We start from the raw sequence: 16,220 nt of genomic DNA on the forward strand, positions 1-16,220 counted from the left end.
CAACCTGATCGTTATTCCTAGGGGTTAGTTCGTTTGGATATCGCCAGCGCGAACTGGTTCGGTATGGAAGGATTACTATCTTTTTAGGCTAGATTTTGACCAAGCCTTTGGATGTATGCCCAGTTATGCTACATTTGTCTGGCCGAACTTCGCTTTTTTCTGAGTTTTGCGCAGAAGATTCTTGACCACGGAATCGTGCGCGCTCTGTGACAATGCAGGGATATGTAATGATGATTCCCTTCCAGAACGAATCGCCGGCAATGCAACTGAATACGCAGGATGCCGGAGCCGAGCTGATCTTTGTCGGCAACCATTGCAACTTTTCGGGCTGTCTGATCACTACGACAATTCAGGAACTGGGCGGGATTACCTCGGCCGCAATGACATCGTTCCACGATTTTCGTAGCATGATCGAAGCGACCAGAGCCAATCCGGGCGCAGTCGTGCTGGACGAACCGACCATGCGCGGCCTGTCGGATTCCGACCGCAGTTTCCTGTTGGGCTTGAATGGGTCGTCCTTGGGCGTTGCGTTCTCTTCGCTTGAGTTCGGCATGGCCTGCCATGCTGACCCAACGCTCCGTCATAGATCGACCAGCATATTTCCCTTGAATGTCAGGCTGGATGTCTGGCTGTCGATCATCAAACTGATCGTCCATGGCGGCAATTACGTTTGCCCCGAGGTAATCACTCCGAGACTGGTCGAGGAACGTGCGGAGCCCGCAGCCGACGATACCGGCCTGACCCAGCGCCAAATGGATGTGCTGCGGCTGGTTGCAGATGGGCAATCGAACAAGCGCATCGCTGACGCGCTGGGGCTATCCATCCATACGGTGAAACTGCACCTGCATAATGGCAGCCAACGACTTGGCGCGCGCAATCGGACCGAGGCCGCGATGCGCTATCGCGAGTTCCATCTGTGAACACGCCCGCAGTCACGACCGACCCCTCGGGAGAAGCCGGATTGGACTCCGTGTTGCTGCGTGTCGGAAAACTCAACTACGCATGGAGCAATACGGAAAGCCTGCTGGTCCACCTGCTCGCCGGATTGACCGGCATGGACAAGGACAGTGCCATTGTGGTCTTTCTGTCGATCAGTTCGACCAAAGGCAGGATCGAGTTGATCGAACGACTGGCCAAGCTGCGGCTGAGTGCTGGGCCGAAGCAGCGCGAATTGCTGGAACTGATGACGCAGTTCGGACGGCTTTCAGCGGTGCGGAACCGCTACAATCACAGCATCTGGTCGTTTCAAGAGGACGGCTCGATCTCGACGATCCTGATGCGGATTGCGGACCGCCGCGACCGCATCCGCATGGGCCAGCGGCACATGCTGGACGGAGACCAGATGGCCCGACTGGATCTGGACCTCGAGACCCTGTCTGCACTTAACCGCAGCATCTGGCGCTATTTGCAGGAATATGAATACCCCATCGAATAGTCGCGCTCAGGGGATCATCTCGCAAAGCGCGCGTACGGCTGTCGGGTAACCGCGCGGTCCGATTCCGGCAATCACCCCCGTCGCCACCTTGGATATCAGCGAGTGCTGATACATCGCCTCGCGGCGATGGATATTCGAGATATGTAGTTCGATGATCGGGCCATTGAACATCTTCAGCGCGTCCACCACCGGGATCGACGTGAAGGACAAGCCAGCCGGATTGATGATGATCCCTTCAGCCTTGGCGTCGATCGCCTCGTGAATCCAGTCGATCAGTTGATGCTCGGCATTGGTCTGGCGAAATTCGACCGCCATGTCTCCGGCGGCTTCGCGCGACCAGTCCTCGATCTCGGCCAAGGTGGTGTGGCCGTAGATGTCTGGCTCACGCTTACCAAGTCGGTTCAGGTTCGGGCCGTTCAGGATGTAAATGGTCATGGCATTTGCTCTCGGTTCAGCCACCGTAACCGGCAAGGCGGGGCAGCCACAGGACAAGACCGGGGAAAAAGGTGATCAATGCCAGGCACAGCACCATCCAGCCAAGGAACGGCAGGCAGTCACGGATGATATCCTTGAGCGGCGAGCCGGAGATATTCGAGACGATAAACAGTAACAGCCCATAGGGTGGAGTCACCAGCCCCAACATGATGTTGACGATGACGACCACGCCAAAGTGCACAAGGTCGATTCCCAGCGCCTGCGCGGTCGGGATAAAGACCGGCACGATGATCAGCAGGATCGCCGTCCCCTCTAACACGCAACCCAGTATCAGCAGGATCACGTTGACGAGGATCAGGAACTGGACCTGCGACAGTTCCCAGCCGGTCATGACCCGACGCAGGGTTTCGGGGATGTTCTCGACGGTGACCACATAGTTGAAAACCATCGCGCCCCCGATCATCATCCCGATCGAAGCCGAGGTCTTGGCCGAAAGGCGAAGCGCGCTGTAACCCTCGCGCCATGTCAGGCTGCGGTAAATCACCGTCGAAACAAGGACCGCATAGGCAGCGGCAAGGGCCGCGGCCTCGGTCGGGGTGGTGACGCCAGTATAGATGCAACCCAGCAGGATGACCGGCATCAGCAGGGTCGGAAACGCGGCGATGGTGATGCGGGGTACATCGGCCAGGGGCACACGCTCCTCGACCGGAAAATTGTGCCGCCGCGCATCGCGAAAGACCTGCACCATCTGCATCGCGGTCATCAGCAATCCCGGCACCACACCCGCAAGGAACAGATAGCCGATGGACGCATCCGAGACGAGCGCATAGACTACCATCGGGATCGAGGGCGGCAGGATCGGTCCGACGACAGAGGTCACCGCCGTCAGCGCCGCCGCATAGGACGACGTATAGCGGTTGTCGCGCGTCATCATGTTCTGCATCATCCGCCCCGAACCCGCCGCATCGGCCACGGCCGAGCCCGACATTCCCGCGAAGATCAGGCTTTGCACCACGTTGATCTGAGCCAACCCGCCCCGAAAATGCCCGACCAGCACATTGCAGAAACGCAAAAGCCGCTCTGTCATGGACCCCGAGTTCATGATCTCGGCGGCAAAGATGAACAGCGGCACGGCAAGGATGATGTAGTTCGAATACATCCCGTTCAGGAATTGCTCGGCCACCGTGCCCATATCCATGCCGGCAAGCCACAGATAGCCGATAGAGCCCACCATCATCGCCAGACCGATAGGCAGTCCCAGCAGGGCAAGCGCAGTGATCACGACGATGGCAAGAAAAAACGGACTGGTCAGATTCATACGCCGGAACTCGGATTGGTGGGGTCGTAGGACTGGGGACCGGAACCGTAGATGGCGCGAAAACCCATCCAGATGTGGCGCAGGATCATGGCAACGGCGAAGATGACATAAATCGAGTAGAACCAGTCAAAGCGGATGCGCAGATAAGCTGTCTTTTCGACCTTCATGAAGGTCACGTAATCCCACGTCGCGGGCAAAGCGACGGTGAACGCGATGACCGTGACGATGGCCGAAGCCGCAACCATGATCCGCCGCGTCCGGTCGCCGACAGCGCGATAGACCAGATCGAAGCGCATTTCTTCTTCGTCACGGATCACGAATGCCGCGCCGAACAGGACAAGCCAGACCCACAGCATGACGCTGACCTCATGCGTCCAGCCGATCGGCCAGTTCAGCAGATAACGCGAGACGATCTGCAGCAGAAAGACCAAGAACATCGCAAGAAGCATCGCGACAAGTAAGTTCTCGGCCCGGCGTGACAGCCAGCCGAACAGCCTTTGGGGCATGGTTCACCTCGAAGGAAACCGGCCCGCGCGATGGATATTCGCGCGGGCCTTTCTGGAATCAGAGCGCCGAAATCCGGTCGAGCAGACCCTCTGGCCAGTCCTTGGCCAAGGCCGAGTCCAGATAGGCCTTCTGAACATGCGCGCGGAATGCCTCGACATCAGGAGTGTAGACCTGCAACCCGCGCTCGGCGAAGGATTTGGCCAACTCTTCCTCGCGCGCCACATGTGCGGCGGTCGAGAAAGCAATGGCCTCGTCCGCGGCCTTCTGGACGGCGGCTTTCTGATCGTCCGGCAGCCCCTCCCAGACCTTGCCCGACATGGTCAGCAGGTCAAAAGCCACCAGATGCGAGGTCATGACGATCTGTTTCATCACCTCATAGAACTTCATATTCTCGACGTTCGGCAGCGGGTTGTCCTGACCGTCGATGGCGCCGGTCTGTAGGCCGGTATAAACCTCGGCATAGGCCATCGGCGTCGGGTTCGCGCCAAGCGCCTGCCCTAGGAACTGCCACGCCTCACCCCCCGGCATACGCAGCTTGATTCCGGCCATATCCGCAGGGGTGCTGATTTTTTTATCGTTGTTCAACCCGACCTGACGCGTGCCATAGAAGGTCGGGCCAAGGATCTTGATGCCCAACTGGTCCTCGGCCAGCTTTTTCATCTCGGCACCCGCGTCCGAGGCGAAGAACTTGGTCAGATGCGCGGAATCGCGGAACAGGTAGCCCGAGGTCAGCGCCGACCATGCCGGAATCTGGTTCGAAACGTCCTGCGGCGCAATGTTCGACATCTCGAGGTTGCCACGTTGCAGCGCGACAAGTTCGGTTCCCTGCTTGAACAAGGTTCCGCCGTAAAAGCCCTCATAGGCAAAGCTCGGTCCGATACCCTCGACGAATTTCTTCATCATCTCGGCACGGATGTCCTGTTCCGAGAACACCGCCGAGAACCGCAGCTTGATCGGGTCCTGTGCATGAGCGATCCGCGCCACGAAAGGAGTCGCGATTGCAGCAGCACCCAATGCGGCGAAACTACGCCGCGTCAGTTTATTGATCATGATTTCCTCCCTGTTGGCAACGGCGCAACCTCCCCTTCGCGCCGCTACTAAGTCAGCATGGCATCGGAGCATTTACGGATCAACTCTCAATTCAAGAATCATATGATAAAAATTTGTTCTTCCTATGATGTGACATTCCGAGGGGATCTTGCGCTTCGTAATGTCATACGCTGAAATGCGTTAACGGAGGATTACCATGAACGCGGCGACGCTTGTGCCCGGCTCGGCTGGGGACGCGACCCATTTGCGGATACGCGACGATATCATCTTTGGCCGGTTGGCCCCTGCGCAAAAACTGCGGCTGGAACGTCTGCGCGATGATTATGCGGTCAGCGTGACCACATTGCGCGAGGTCATGGGCCGGCTTGCCGCAGAAGGCCTGATCCTGTTCGAGGCGCAAAAAGGCTTCGAAGTCGCGCCGATCTCGGTCACGGATCTGCGCGAGATCTCGGATATGCGGGCGCTGCTGGAATGCCATGCCATCGGTCCATCTTTTGCTGCTGGCGATCTGGAATGGGAGGCGCAGGTTGTCGCCACCCATCACAAGCTGTCCCGGATGGAATCGCGGATGCTGCAAGGCGACCGCAGCGTCACCGCGACATGGAAACGCTATGACCGCGAATTCCACCTTGCCCTGATCGGAGCCTGTGGCTCGTCCGAATTGTTGGCGACGCATCAGCGTATTTTCGACCGGTTCCAGCGTTATCAGGTTCTGCTGGTCATGTTTCGCGGTGAAGCCGCGACGCGCGAACATGACGCGCTGCTGGAAGCGGCACTGACAAGGGATACCGCCAAGGCACAGGCCATCCTGCGCAAACACATCGGAGCCTGCATCGAGTACACGGTCGCGCATGGCCTGTTCGATCCATCGGGTGAAGCATGAACGGCGATCTGAAATATACGGTGCGCGAAACCGTCGGCGCAGGCATTTATCAGCGCTTGCGCCAAGATATTATCATGGGACGGTTGCGCCCCGCGCTGCGTCTGCGGCTGGACCAGTTGAAAGAGGACTATCCCGCCGGAGCCAGCACCTTGCGCGAAGCCCTGTCGCGACTGGCCGCCGACGGGCTTGTTCTGGCCGAGGGGCAGCGCGGATTTCAGGTCGCTCCCGTCTCGCCCGAGGGACTGCGCGAGATTGCCGGTCTTCGGCTGCTACTTGAAGAAGAAGCGCTGACCAGAAGCTTTGCTGCCGGTACGCTGGACTGGGAGGTTTCGGTCATCGCCGCGCATCACCGCCTTGATGCTCATGAGGAAAGGCTGGAGGCGGGCGATACAAGCCGGATCGCGGAATGGCGGCTTAGCGATTTCCATTTCCATCAGGCGCTGATCTCGGCCTGCGGGTCCAGCGTACTCATGCGAACCCATGCCGAAGTGTTCGACAAATATCTGCGCTACCAGATGATCGCACTGGCTTTCCGTCCCGCCGCCTCGCGCCCCGAGCATGAGGCACTGAAGGATGCCGCGCTTGCCCGCGACGCCGAAGCTGCGGTTGCCATGCTTTGCCACCATCTTTCGGCAGGTGTCGAGCAAGCCCTGTCACAGGAAGCCAATTGGGTCGAAGGCTGATTCCTCAGGCTTTCACGATATGGCGGCCGACATGGCCCGACCGCGACATGACGTTGCGCGTGTCGACGACAAGCTTCGCCCCTGCAATCAGCCCGTAGTCGATCCCGTCATGGTCGGTCGAGATCAGCACCGCATCCACATCGGACAAAATTTCTGCGTTCAAGGGCACGGACGAGCGGCCCTTGAACGCACCATAGACACGCGTGCCGGGGATCGAGGGGATATGGGGGTCGTGATAAAGCACCTCTGCCCCACGTTCCTCAAGCAGTTCCATCAGCTTAAGAGACGGGCTTTCGCGCAGATCCGGCACGTTTTTCTTGTAGGCCATCCCCAGCAACAGGATACGCGAACGGCTTAGCGCCTTGCCCGCCTGCCGGTCCAACGCCTCTGCCAAACGGCTGACGACATGACGCGGCATGGCGGCATTGATCTCGCCAGCGAGTTCGATGAAGCGCGTCGGCAATTCGTATTCGCGCGATTTCCACGTCAGGTAGAACGGGTCGATCGGGATGCAATGACCGCCAAGACCGGGGCCGGGGTAGAATGGCATGTAACCGAAGGGTTTGGTCTTGGCCGCCTCGATCACCTCCCAGATGTCGATGCCCATCGCGTCGTAGACGATCTTGAGTTCGTTCACGAGCGCGATATTGACCGCGCGAAAGATGTTCTCGGTGATTTTCACCGCTTCAGCCGTCGCCGTCGTCGAGACCGGCACGACCTGTTCCATCGCAGCAGCGTAGAAAGCGGTGATCAACTCTTGCGCCGCCGGACCGTCTCCGGCGACGACTTTCGGAATGGCGGCTGTGGCGAAGGTACGGTTGCCGGGATCTTCACGTTCCGGCGAAAAACCAACGAAGAAATCCTTCCCCGATTTCAGAGCCGTTTCTTCTAGGATAGGACGCAACACGGCATCGGTCGTGCCCGGCCATGTGGTCGATTCCAGTACGATCAACTGGCCCGGACGCAAAACACGCGCAATATCGCGCGCGGTCTGCTCGACAAATCGCAGATCAGGCTCGCGATGCGCGGTCAGGGGAGTCGGCACACAAATCGCGATCACATCGCATTCCGCGAGCCGCGCCAGATCGCAACTCGCCTCGAAACGTTTTGCGCCTAACGCCTCGGTCAACATTTCGGGCGTCACAGCCTCGATGTAGCTTTCACCGCGATGCAGCGCCTCGATCTTGGGCGGATCGATATCAAAGCCGGTGACCGGATAACCGGCGCGCGCAAGGCTCATCGCCAAAGGAAGCCCGACATAGCCCAGCCCGACCACGCCTGCCCGTGCCTCGCGGGTCGAGATGCGGGACAGAAGATCGGCGGCAGTGGCGTGAAGCATGGCAAGATCCTTGACTGAGTGACAAGACGGTTGAAAATTGCCCTGCTACTGTCAAGCACATCGAGGCATTTTTCCCGTTTTATCAAACGGAACCACAGGAATTCTGCGATGGAGTGGATCACAACGATGCGACAATCGACCGTGAGCCTTGTGATGGCGCTTGTTCTTGCCCCCATACCTTTATGGGCGGATGAAGCTGTCTTGCGCGATGATTTCGACGGAAAGGATTTCGCGCCCGAGGGCGGCTTGTATTACCGCGACAATTTCGAGCAATCCGCCGGCAGTGTCGAATTCCAATCCGACGTCACCCGCAGCGGCAGCGGCGCTTTGAAACTGTCGGTACGCCCGAACTGCGCGCCGGAATCGGAGGGATGTAGCGAACGCGCGGAGATCTGGGAACGGACAGCCCTGCGAGTACCCTATGACCATGGCGCGTGGTATGCCTTTGCCTTGCGTTTTGCCAAACACATACCACAGGACGACCACCGCTATGTCATGGCGCAATGGAAACGCGAAATCGGACCGGATGCCGACGGAGATTTCAGTCCGTTCCTTGCACTCCGCATGCGATCTGGCGTGATGTTTGCGACCGTCGAGACGAATTTCGTCGCCCCGCCCGCAAGCGCTCCGCGTCCGGCGGACGGCATTTGCCCCGAAGGCTGGGCTCCGGTCTGGCTGCGTCCCGAGACGCGGCAGATGCGGGTTCTCGTTGCCGAAGCACCGGACCTGTCGACCAAGATCGTGCCGGAATTCGATCACTGCACCGATCAGGTCCAAGTTGTCGGACCGGCTGTACTGCCTAGTGCCGAGGCCGAATGGCACGATTACGCCTTCTTCACAAAACCCGGCCCCAATGGCGACGGGCTGATCCACATCGTGGCAGACGGGGCGCTTGTCGCTACTGCCACCGGTCGGATCGGGCATGATGATATCGGGTTGGGCGCAAACCAGTATTTCAAGTTCGGCCCCTATCGCGATGCGGGAAAAGGCGAATGGACGCTGTTCTACGACAACTTCACCCGTTCGCCGCAATGCGATGCCGTCCTGCCTGCCAGCATCTGCGGCGAATTTGAGTGAGGATCGCCTTTTACGCTCCGCTGAAATCGCCCGAACATCCGGTTCCCTCGGGCGACAGGCAGATGGCAAGGCTGCTGATCGCGGCGCTGCGGGGTGGCGGTCATACTGCCGAACTGGTCTCCGAATTGCGGGCCTATTTGCCTGATGCGACGGACGCTGCGGCGCTTGCATCACTCGAGTCTGCCGCAAAATCGGAACGCGACCGTATTGCCGCGCTTTGGAGGGCTGACGGTCCTCCGGATTTCTGGTTCTGCTATCACCCCTATTGCAAGGCTCCTGACCTTCTTGGTCCTGAACTGGCAAGACGCTTCGACCTGCCATGGATCAGCGCCGAGGCCTCGCTGTCCCGCCGCCGCAATCAGGGCATCTGGACGCAGACGCAGGCCGCGGTCGAACAGGCAATCGCTGGTGCGGGGATGAATTTCGGCCTGACTGCAAGAGACCGTCAGGGACTGAGGGAGTATTTCCCCGATGCGCGGATCACTGCGCTGCCGCCGTTTCTCGATCTAGGGCAGTCGCCGCCCCTTGCCCCGTTGAACGGCAACCGACTGGTCACCGTCGCCATGATGCGCGCGGGCGACAAGATGGACAGCTATCGCGCCCTTGGCGCCGCGTTGCGACTATTGCCCGCCAATCTGGACTGGCGGCTGACAATCGCCGGTGATGGTCCGCTGCGTAACGAAGTCCGCGCTTTACTGCCGTATCCGCAGATCGAATGGGCGGGAAAACTATCGACGGCAAACGTAATAGGCCTGCTGCAATCGGGCTGCGCCTATGTCTGGCCCGGATGCGGCGAGGCTTTCGGCCTTGCCTATCTTGAGGCTCAGACCTGCGGACTGCCGGTCGCCGCTTGGGCAACCGCCGGAGTCCCCGAAGTCGTCACGCATAACCGGACCGGACTTCTGGCCGCCGAAGGCGATGTTTCAGGCCTGGCGGCGAATATCACAAGATTGCTGACTGACCTCGACCTGCGGCAAAGGCTGGGGCTGGCAGCGCGCCAGCAGGTGTTCCAGCGCCACAGTCTGGCCAATGCCACATACATACTGGATCATGGTTTGCGCATAGCATTGGAGAAACGATGAACGCGGCCAGACATGCAGCCGGACAGGCATTGGCCATGCGCGCCACCTCTGGGCGCCCGCTACAATTATGGTGGCGTGACGACGATGCGGTCGCGCCCTCTCCGGCGCTGGATAGGCTGCTGCGGATCACCGAAACCGATGCGCCGCTGACGCTGGCTGTCATCCCCGCACCTTGGGACCAGCCGCCGACGGGAACGGAACTGGCAGAAAGGCTGGCGGATCAGCCGCATGTGCATGTGGCCGTGCATGGCTGGTCGCATCTCGACCACGCAGCGGCAGGCGCGAAAAAGCAGGAGCTTGCCCCGCATCGTGCTGTTTCCCAAATGCGGACCGAACTGCGTCAAGGGCTGGCCATGTTACGCGATTTGCATGGCAAGCGGGCCTTGCCCTTGCTGGTTCCGCCATGGAACCGCATCGCCAATGACCTGTTGCCACATCTGGCACAGGACGGGTTCACCGCAATCTCGACCTATGGTCCAGAACAGCCCGTTCCGGGCTTGCGGGTCGTGAATACCCATCTAGACGTTATCGACTGGCGTGGCGGACGGATCGCCCGCGATCCGGATGCAATGTGGCACGAACTTGAAACCCTGGCCGCGTCACCGCGAAACTATGTCGGTGTTCTGACACACCACCTTGTCCATTGCGGCAAGACATGGGCGTTTCTGTCTGACCTGATCAGCGTCGTTCGCGACTATGGAGGAGAATGGCGCGGGGTCGAAGACGTGACCTGACCTCAATGCGCTCCGGCAGAGGGCGTGGTGACGGTGTTTTTATCGGCCAGTTGGGCCCCGAGCGAACGGATGACGCCTTCACTGCTTTTCCGGCACGAGGTCATCAGCTGCATGAAGCAACTGCCATTAATCAGCAATACCTCCACCGGCGATACTGCCGTGACCGTCGCATTATACGGACCTTCATTCAGCATTGACGACTGGCCGACGATTGCGACCGCGTTTTCGTTGCCCGAACGGATCTGGTGTGAGTCCTCGGCGGCCTTGTGCACATCGACCGAACCCGAGAAAATGACATATGCGCCCGAGTTCGGTTCGTTTTCACGAAACAGCACTTCGCCCGGAGCAAAGCTTTCGCGGGAAGACGCAAAGCAAAGAACCTTCAGCCGACAGGGATCAACGCCAGCGAAGAGCGGTAATTTCCGCAGCAGTGCGACTTCATCCTCGAGCAGCATGAAAAGCTCCTTTCAACGGGACGCTCGATTGATATTGCATCGTTCCCGAACAATCGGCAACGGATCATTCTTGAGCCAATAATTGAAGTGACGCGGCGTCTTGAACAAGCCGACCCTTCGCGAACTCTGCTCTTCTATGGAAATGGTGAGCAAAGGCCGGATTTGCAAGCACCCAGACAACGCCCGCAGGGTCGGGTTGATCGCCAAGAAAGCCCAGTACCTTGCCGATCATCTGCTCCTGCAAAAGCGGGTCCACCCCCGATAGCGGCTCATTGAAGACATAGTAATCCGAACGCCGAAGTAGGGTCCGCGCAAGCGCAAGCCGTTGTCGTTGCAGCAAAGTCAATCTGCGTCCACCCGAGCCGATATCATAGCGCAAACCCAAGGACAGAATCCTGTCCCGCAGCACCGTGTCATTGGCCATCGCCTCGCGCAGAACGCTGCGGACGCTGTCGGCGATGCGTTCCTCCGAGCGGCCCAGACGGCGGTTGACCTTCCCGAACAGGATGTTTTGCAGGATGGTCGCGCGTTGCAGATATGTCGCAGGATCGTAAGGCTGTAGATGCGACCGAAGATCGGCAGGCATCCGCTCGGCCAAGGTCTTGCGCCCTTCGACGAGTCGTGCGCGCAGATCGTCATCGAGCAGGCTGAAGCGGTATTTCGGCTCGACATAGGACATCGCAAGACGGATCAGGCGGATGCGATATGCCAGCGTTGTGTGATCCATCCCACCGGGTTCGGTGTGGTTCAGGATATGCTCGTACTCGGGCAGTTCCTCGGGCGTCATATAGGTCAGCCATTGCAGCAGATCAGGGTTGTCGGCAAGGCTGCCGAACAGATCGAGCGTCACCCGCGCGAAGCGCCAGCCCAGATCGAACAGTCGCGAGGCAAGGCCCAGTTCGATCAATGCTTCGCGGAAGAACGGATCGGCGACGATCACCCCAATCGAGGCATCTGCATCGGTCGGAACGCCGAACAGCAGGTTCTCGGCTATGGTCGCCTCGCTGTTGTAGCGATCGGGTTCGAATGGCAGAACCGCGTTGACAAGGTTCTGCTCTGCCAACCTGTCACGCAATCTGCGGCGCATATCCAGCACCGCAGCTTCGATCTCGGGGACCATTCCGGCTTCGACCTGTGCATGTATGGCAAATGTGACGACATCGCCCGAAAGGCCCACCACCTCAAGCACCGAGAAGATCGAGCCGATCAACCCATCGCCATTGGGAACCGGTTGGATCGCCTCGTAGTCGATCCAGTCGGCATCCTTGTCATAGACCGGATTTCCAGCCAGCCGCGCCTCGTGCCATCGCCAGTCACGCTCGGCGCGCAGCACGGGGTCTTCGTCCATCGGAGGCTCGCCCGGCTTGCGGTTCAGCGCATAGGTCATGTTCTCCATGACGGTTCCGCCCAGCAAGTGGATCGCCGGACCCGCATAGCTGATAATCCGGCCCGTCACCCGCTCGGGTAGCTGCGCCATATCGGAATCCCCCAGCATGATCCGCCCCTGCGACGGGCGCTGGATACCGGCGAACACCTCGCCCACCAAAGGTGCGCCGCCCGATGCTTCGCCGATGACGGCCAGCGTCTCGCCGCGCGCAACCTCAAGCGAGACATCGTCCAGCAGCATCGTGCCCAGATCGTTGCGCAGCGACAACTTGTGCAAGGCCAGCGGACTTAGCGGGTCGGGCGGAATTTCGGCATCCAGATCCTGCCGCGAGGGATCGGCAAGCCCCTCGGCCTCGAATTGCTCGATGACCTGTTCGTACTTAACCTGCATGTCCTGTCGGGCCAGATCCCAATCGATCAGCTCCTTGAGCGGACCAGGAAGTTCCTTGTAGGCGTTGATGACAGCAATCAACTGGCCGACATCTAGCGTGCCTTTGATGGTCAGGTAGCCCCCAATCGAATAGAACAGAAATGGCGTCAGTTGCGCGATGAAGTTGTTGAGAAACTTCACCAGAAACTTCCATTGGTAGATGTCGTAGCGGATGCTGAAAATCCGGCCCAGACGGGCAACGATATCGGCCCTTTCCCAATTCGTAGTGTCATTGCTGTGGATGGTCTGGATGCCGTCCACGATCTCGGCGACGCGGCCCGAAAGTTCACGCGCGGTAATCTGGCGTTGACGGCCCAGAACGATCAACCGCCTCCGCATCCGGGGGATGATCGCGACCTGCACTCCGGCCATCGCCAGCGCCACCATCCCCAGCCAGAAATGCTGCATGAAGATGAAGAACATTGCCGTCACCGCCTGCCCACCCAGCATCGCCGGTTGGGTGAAGGCATCGGCGGCGAACCCGCCCAAGGGCTCAATCTCGTCTTTCACGAGGCTGGCGATTTCGCCGGATTTCGCCTGCCGGAAACGCTGCGGAGGAAAACGCAGGATACGGTCGACCAGTTCGTAACGGATACGACGCAACAGCCGCTCGCCCAGACGGCCCTTGCGCACATTGATGTAAAACTTGAACAGGCCGTTGATGATGACCAGCATCAGGAATGTCAGGCTAAGAGCGATCAGCAACTCGACACGCTCAAGCTGGATGCCCTCGGTCAACTCGATCCGCCCGAAATAGGGCAGTTGCAGCGACAGGTTCATGAACGGCTGGGTGCTGCCGGGTTGCTCAAAGCCCTGCCCCTGCAACGGGCGGTTCACGATCTGCTTGGGCAGGTCGAAGGCCAGATAGAACGGGATCATGGAAACCATGACAACCAGCACGATAAAGATCTGATCGCGCCGGGTGTGCATCCAGATATATCTGAATATGTTGGGTTCCATAGGCGATGTTCTCTTTTCCCGAAATGCGGGTCTTGGGGCGTCGTCCTTTAGTTCGTGATGCGTGCCTTTGCCAAATTCCAGAGGATGTCGGCAGTCGCCACGGCTCCGTCAAGGTTCAGGCCTTTGCGATCAGGTGCGGGTCGGTCCAGTTCGGCGATAATTTGCATGGCTAAAGCCGGTCCGGTCAAAGCGTCTTCGCTTAACATTCCGGCCCAGCCTTTGGCATGAAGTCGCTCGGCGCGGGTGGTCTGCTCGGTCTCGCCACCCTTGGCAAACGGGATCAGGATGGCACGACATCCGGCGCGCAGCACATCGCAAACCGTATTGTATCCCGCCTGCGAAACGGACAGTCGCGACGCCGCCAGTAGACCGGTGAAGTCGGAAAGAAACGTCTCGATCGTGACCTGCCCCTCGGGCAAGGTAGCGGCTGCGGATTGCAGTTCGTGCCGGATTGGCTGCGGCATGTTCGGACCGCAGATCAGGCAGAACCGCAGATCGGGCAAAAGCCGGGCAGCCTCGACCGCGGCCCGCGAAAGCCCTTCGCCGACCGCTCCGCCACCGGCAGAAACGACGACATCGAAACCCTTCACAGCAGGAACCGGCAACGGCGGCGCGATCAGGCCGGTCTGGATGACATGATCGGTGATTTCCACGGCAAGCGGAAATGTATCGCCAAGTTGCGCAAATGCAGGATCGCCATGAACCAGCACATGATTGTAGTTACCGCGGACAAGCGCCACGGTTTCCTCGTCACGTCCGGGCTTGGACTTTTCCTGCAGGATATCGCGCAAAGAACAGCACAAGGCCGGACGCGGGTCAGCCTGCGCGATGGCTTCAAGCAATGGTAGAAGTTCGAACCGCATCTGCCTGCGGCCAAACGGAAATGCCTCGGTGATGACCACATCAGGAGCCTTCTGGCGGTAAGCTGCCAGCAGCATTTCGCGGCGATGGTCAAGGAAATCCGGACTGACCGGATGGCCCTGCGCATCTGCAAGTCCCTGAAACCCCTCGCCCGCCGTCTGGACCGGAGGCAGCGGGAAATGCCGTGTGCCGTCAGGCGGGAAACCCGCGACGGGCAGCCCCCCTGTCACAAGTGTGACCTTGGCCCCGCGATCAACCAAAGCCGTAGCGATCCGACTGGCCCGCGCCAGATGACCTATCCCCAAAAGATGCTGGACGTAGAAAAAGATCCTCGGCGCACGGGTCATTGCTGGCTCCAGCTTTGACGGAACAGACCGGTCAACTGGTTGATGCCATGTGCGAAATCAAAGTTCTGCCGGACCAGGGCCATAGCATTCGAGCCCAGCCTTGACCGCAACGCCGGATCGCGGATCGCGCGGGCCATCGCATCGGCCAACGCCCGAGGATCTTCGGGTGGGACCAGCAATCCGGTATCATCGTTGCGCAAGAATTCGGGGATACCGGACAGATTGCTGGCAATGCAGGCAAGGCCCTGACTTGCGGCTTCCACGATGACATTGGGCAAGCCGTCACGGTCGCCGTCAGGTGTAACCCGACTGGCCAGCACGAACAGATCCGCCTCTCGATAGGCGTCGAGAACAGCCCGTTGATCCAATGCGCCCTGCCACTCGATCCGCGAGGCCAGCCCCAACCGCATGGCCTGATCCTGCAATCTCGGAAGTTCGGCCCCGCCGCCGATATGCGTCAGATGCCAATGCAGATCCTGCGGCAGAAGCGCCAGAGCATCCAGCAGAACGCCGAACCCCTTTTTCGGAACGGCGCGGCCAACAGTCAGCAATTGCACCGGATCAGAAGCGCGCTGGCCATTGCGGCGCGGTCGGGATCGCTCGGGCGCAGGGAAACGGCCCAGATCGAGCCCGTGATAGGCCAGATGCACCTGCCCGTTCGGCGCAAGACTGGCCAGATGATCCCGCCCCGTAGCGGTGCAGGTCACGGTCCAATCCGCCTCGGACATTTTCTCGGACAGTTCCCAGTCGGGCGAGGTCCAGATGTCCTTGGCATGGGCGGAAATGGTGAAGGGGCGACCAAGGATCACCGCCGCATAGCGCGTGACCGATGCCGGGGTATGCGCGAAATGGGCATGCAACCAGACCTGCCCCGCAGGCAACTCGTTGGCCAGTACCAGCGCCTGACCGAAACGGCGCCCGCGGTTCGGCGTCGGATCGCGCAATAGGTCACGCAAAAACAATTTGGTTGCGTTCCAGAATCCGCGGGTCGGCAGGCAAGCCAGAAGTCCCCGTAGGACGCGCAATGGCTCCTGATAAAGATATTCTGGCAAGTAACTGACATCTGCCCATATTTCGTCATGGACAGGATGGGTTTTCTTGTCGGTCGGATGGCGCAGAGACACGATATGCAGGCGCAGACCGGCGCGTTCGAGGCCAAGGAATTCTTGTGCGATAAAGGTTTCGGACAGGCGCGGATAGCCTTTGACCACGATAACCAGCAGAGGATCAGACGTCAT

The 16,220-nt window shown here is 59.6% G+C and carries 16 protein-coding genes; 7 read left to right on the top strand and 9 right to left on the bottom strand.

Going from position 1 to position 16,220, the window contains the following annotated elements:
• The first annotated feature begins 227 nt into the window (after window positions 1-227).
• Both GL286_RS09110 and GL286_RS09115 read left to right on the top strand, forming a co-directional pair.
• Complete coding sequence (locus GL286_RS09110) at window positions 228-920, top strand: response regulator transcription factor (protein WP_170295121.1); 693 nt, start codon at window positions 228-230, stop codon at window positions 918-920.
• 41 nt (window positions 921-961) lie between these two features.
• The gene (locus GL286_RS09115) at window positions 962-1,435 is read left to right on the top strand and encodes a hypothetical protein (RefSeq protein WP_170295122.1); all 474 of its coding nucleotides are present in this window, start codon (window positions 962-964) and stop codon (window positions 1,433-1,435) included.
• Between the two features lie 6 nt (window positions 1,436-1,441).
• On the opposite strand, the gene GL286_RS09120 is transcribed toward GL286_RS09115, so the two are convergent.
• From GL286_RS09120 to dctP, 4 genes are read right to left on the bottom strand one after another with little or no spacing between them, the layout of a single operon-like run.
• Complete coding sequence (locus GL286_RS09120) at window positions 1,442-1,870, bottom strand: type II 3-dehydroquinate dehydratase (RefSeq protein ID WP_155095253.1); 429 nt, start codon at window positions 1,868-1,870, stop codon at window positions 1,442-1,444.
• A 16-nt stretch (window positions 1,871-1,886) separates the two neighbouring features.
• Window positions 1,887-3,188: a TRAP transporter large permease gene (locus GL286_RS09125; RefSeq protein ID WP_155095254.1), complete on the bottom strand. Its 1,302-nt coding sequence runs from the start codon at window positions 3,186-3,188 to the stop codon at window positions 1,887-1,889.
• On the bottom strand, window positions 3,185-3,694 hold the full coding sequence (locus tag GL286_RS09130) for a TRAP transporter small permease (protein WP_155095255.1): 510 nt from the start codon (window positions 3,692-3,694) through the stop codon (window positions 3,185-3,187). The genes GL286_RS09125 and GL286_RS09130 overlap by 4 nt, the downstream gene beginning before the upstream one ends.
• A gap of 58 nt (window positions 3,695-3,752) precedes the next feature.
• A complete protein-coding gene (gene dctP, locus GL286_RS09135; protein ID WP_155095256.1) occupies window positions 3,753-4,745 on the bottom strand; it encodes a TRAP transporter substrate-binding protein DctP in 993 nt (330 codons plus the stop codon).
• Window positions 4,746-4,941: 196 nt separating this feature from the next.
• Between dctP and GL286_RS09140 the strand changes: the two genes are divergently transcribed.
• Both GL286_RS09140 and GL286_RS09145 read left to right on the top strand, forming a co-directional pair.
• Complete coding sequence (locus GL286_RS09140; protein WP_155095257.1) at window positions 4,942-5,628, top strand: GntR family transcriptional regulator; 687 nt, start codon at window positions 4,942-4,944, stop codon at window positions 5,626-5,628.
• Window positions 5,625-6,311: an FCD domain-containing protein gene (locus tag GL286_RS09145; RefSeq protein WP_155095258.1), complete on the top strand. Its 687-nt coding sequence runs from the start codon at window positions 5,625-5,627 to the stop codon at window positions 6,309-6,311. The genes GL286_RS09140 and GL286_RS09145 overlap by 4 nt, the downstream gene beginning before the upstream one ends.
• A 4-nt stretch (window positions 6,312-6,315) precedes the next feature.
• On the opposite strand, the gene GL286_RS09150 is transcribed toward GL286_RS09145, so the two are convergent.
• Window positions 6,316-7,650: a nucleotide sugar dehydrogenase gene (locus GL286_RS09150; RefSeq protein ID WP_155095259.1), complete on the bottom strand. Its 1,335-nt coding sequence runs from the start codon at window positions 7,648-7,650 to the stop codon at window positions 6,316-6,318.
• A 108-nt stretch (window positions 7,651-7,758) separates the two neighbouring features.
• On the opposite strand from GL286_RS09150, the gene GL286_RS09155 reads away from it, so the two are divergent.
• From GL286_RS09155 to GL286_RS09165, 3 genes are read left to right on the top strand one after another with little or no spacing between them, the layout of a single operon-like run.
• Complete coding sequence (locus GL286_RS09155) at window positions 7,759-8,727, top strand: polysaccharide lyase family 20 protein (RefSeq protein WP_211596240.1); 969 nt, start codon at window positions 7,759-7,761, stop codon at window positions 8,725-8,727.
• Window positions 8,724-9,809 (top strand): glycosyltransferase, encoded by a 1,086-nt coding sequence (locus tag GL286_RS22855; RefSeq protein ID WP_170295123.1) that lies wholly within the window; start codon window positions 8,724-8,726, stop codon window positions 9,807-9,809. The genes GL286_RS09155 and GL286_RS22855 overlap by 4 nt, the downstream gene beginning before the upstream one ends.
• Window positions 9,806-10,543, top strand: coding sequence for a polysaccharide deacetylase family protein (locus GL286_RS09165; RefSeq protein WP_155095260.1), 738 nt, complete (start codon window positions 9,806-9,808; stop codon window positions 10,541-10,543). Before GL286_RS22855 ends, GL286_RS09165 begins: the two co-directional genes overlap by 4 nt.
• Before the next feature lie 2 nt (window positions 10,544-10,545).
• Here GL286_RS09165 and GL286_RS09170 read toward each other — a convergent pair whose 3' ends face one another.
• The 4 genes from GL286_RS09170 to GL286_RS09185 form a co-directional block, all read right to left on the bottom strand.
• Window positions 10,546-10,998: a cyclic nucleotide-binding domain-containing protein gene (locus GL286_RS09170; RefSeq protein WP_155095261.1), complete on the bottom strand. Its 453-nt coding sequence runs from the start codon at window positions 10,996-10,998 to the stop codon at window positions 10,546-10,548.
• 64 nt (window positions 10,999-11,062) lie between these two features.
• Window positions 11,063-13,744, bottom strand: a complete 2,682-nt coding sequence (locus GL286_RS09175; RefSeq protein ID WP_211596242.1) for an ABC transporter ATP-binding protein — start codon at window positions 13,742-13,744, stop codon at window positions 11,063-11,065.
• A 77-nt stretch (window positions 13,745-13,821) separates the two neighbouring features.
• Window positions 13,822-14,982 (bottom strand): glycosyltransferase family protein, encoded by a 1,161-nt coding sequence (locus GL286_RS09180; protein WP_155095263.1) that lies wholly within the window; start codon window positions 14,980-14,982, stop codon window positions 13,822-13,824.
• Window positions 14,979-16,220, bottom strand: a complete 1,242-nt coding sequence (locus GL286_RS09185) for a glycosyltransferase family 4 protein (RefSeq protein ID WP_155095264.1) — start codon at window positions 16,218-16,220, stop codon at window positions 14,979-14,981. Before GL286_RS09185 ends, GL286_RS09180 begins: the two co-directional genes overlap by 4 nt.

It is taken from the genome of Paracoccus aestuariivivens (assembly GCF_009711225.1).
Classification (GTDB): Bacteria; Pseudomonadota; Alphaproteobacteria; order Rhodobacterales; family Rhodobacteraceae; genus Paracoccus; species Paracoccus aestuariivivens.

What these genes read in the sequence shown, in the direction of transcription:
- GL286_RS09175 (WP_211596242.1), bottom strand. Translation starts at nt 13,744, where the DNA reads ATGCACACCCGGCGCGATCAGATCTTTATCGTGCTGGTTGTCATGGTT.
- GL286_RS09185 (WP_155095264.1), bottom strand. Translation starts at nt 16,220, where the DNA reads ATGACGTCTGATCCTCTGCTGGTTATCGTGGTCAAAGGCTATCCGCGC.
- GL286_RS09165 (WP_155095260.1), top strand. Translation starts at nt 9,806, where the DNA reads ATGAACGCGGCCAGACATGCAGCCGGACAGGCATTGGCCATGCGCGCC.
- GL286_RS09140 (WP_155095257.1), top strand. Translation starts at nt 4,942, where the DNA reads ATGAACGCGGCGACGCTTGTGCCCGGCTCGGCTGGGGACGCGACCCAT.
- GL286_RS09125 (WP_155095254.1), bottom strand. Translation starts at nt 3,188, where the DNA reads ATGAATCTGACCAGTCCGTTTTTTCTTGCCATCGTCGTGATCACTGCG.
- GL286_RS09170 (WP_155095261.1), bottom strand. Translation starts at nt 10,998, where the DNA reads ATGCTGCTCGAGGATGAAGTCGCACTGCTGCGGAAATTACCGCTCTTC.
- GL286_RS09150 (WP_155095259.1), bottom strand. Translation starts at nt 7,650, where the DNA reads ATGCTTCACGCCACTGCCGCCGATCTTCTGTCCCGCATCTCGACCCGC.
- dctP (WP_155095256.1), bottom strand. Translation starts at nt 4,745, where the DNA reads ATGATCAATAAACTGACGCGGCGTAGTTTCGCCGCATTGGGTGCTGCT.
- GL286_RS09110 (WP_170295121.1), top strand. Translation starts at nt 228, where the DNA reads ATGATGATTCCCTTCCAGAACGAATCGCCGGCAATGCAACTGAATACG.
- GL286_RS09145 (WP_155095258.1), top strand. Translation starts at nt 5,625, where the DNA reads ATGAACGGCGATCTGAAATATACGGTGCGCGAAACCGTCGGCGCAGGC.
- GL286_RS09120 (WP_155095253.1), bottom strand. Translation starts at nt 1,870, where the DNA reads ATGACCATTTACATCCTGAACGGCCCGAACCTGAACCGACTTGGTAAG.
- GL286_RS09155 (WP_211596240.1), top strand. Translation starts at nt 7,759, where the DNA reads ATGGAGTGGATCACAACGATGCGACAATCGACCGTGAGCCTTGTGATG.
- GL286_RS09130 (WP_155095255.1), bottom strand. Translation starts at nt 3,694, where the DNA reads ATGCCCCAAAGGCTGTTCGGCTGGCTGTCACGCCGGGCCGAGAACTTA.
- GL286_RS09180 (WP_155095263.1), bottom strand. Translation starts at nt 14,982, where the DNA reads ATGACCCGTGCGCCGAGGATCTTTTTCTACGTCCAGCATCTTTTGGGG.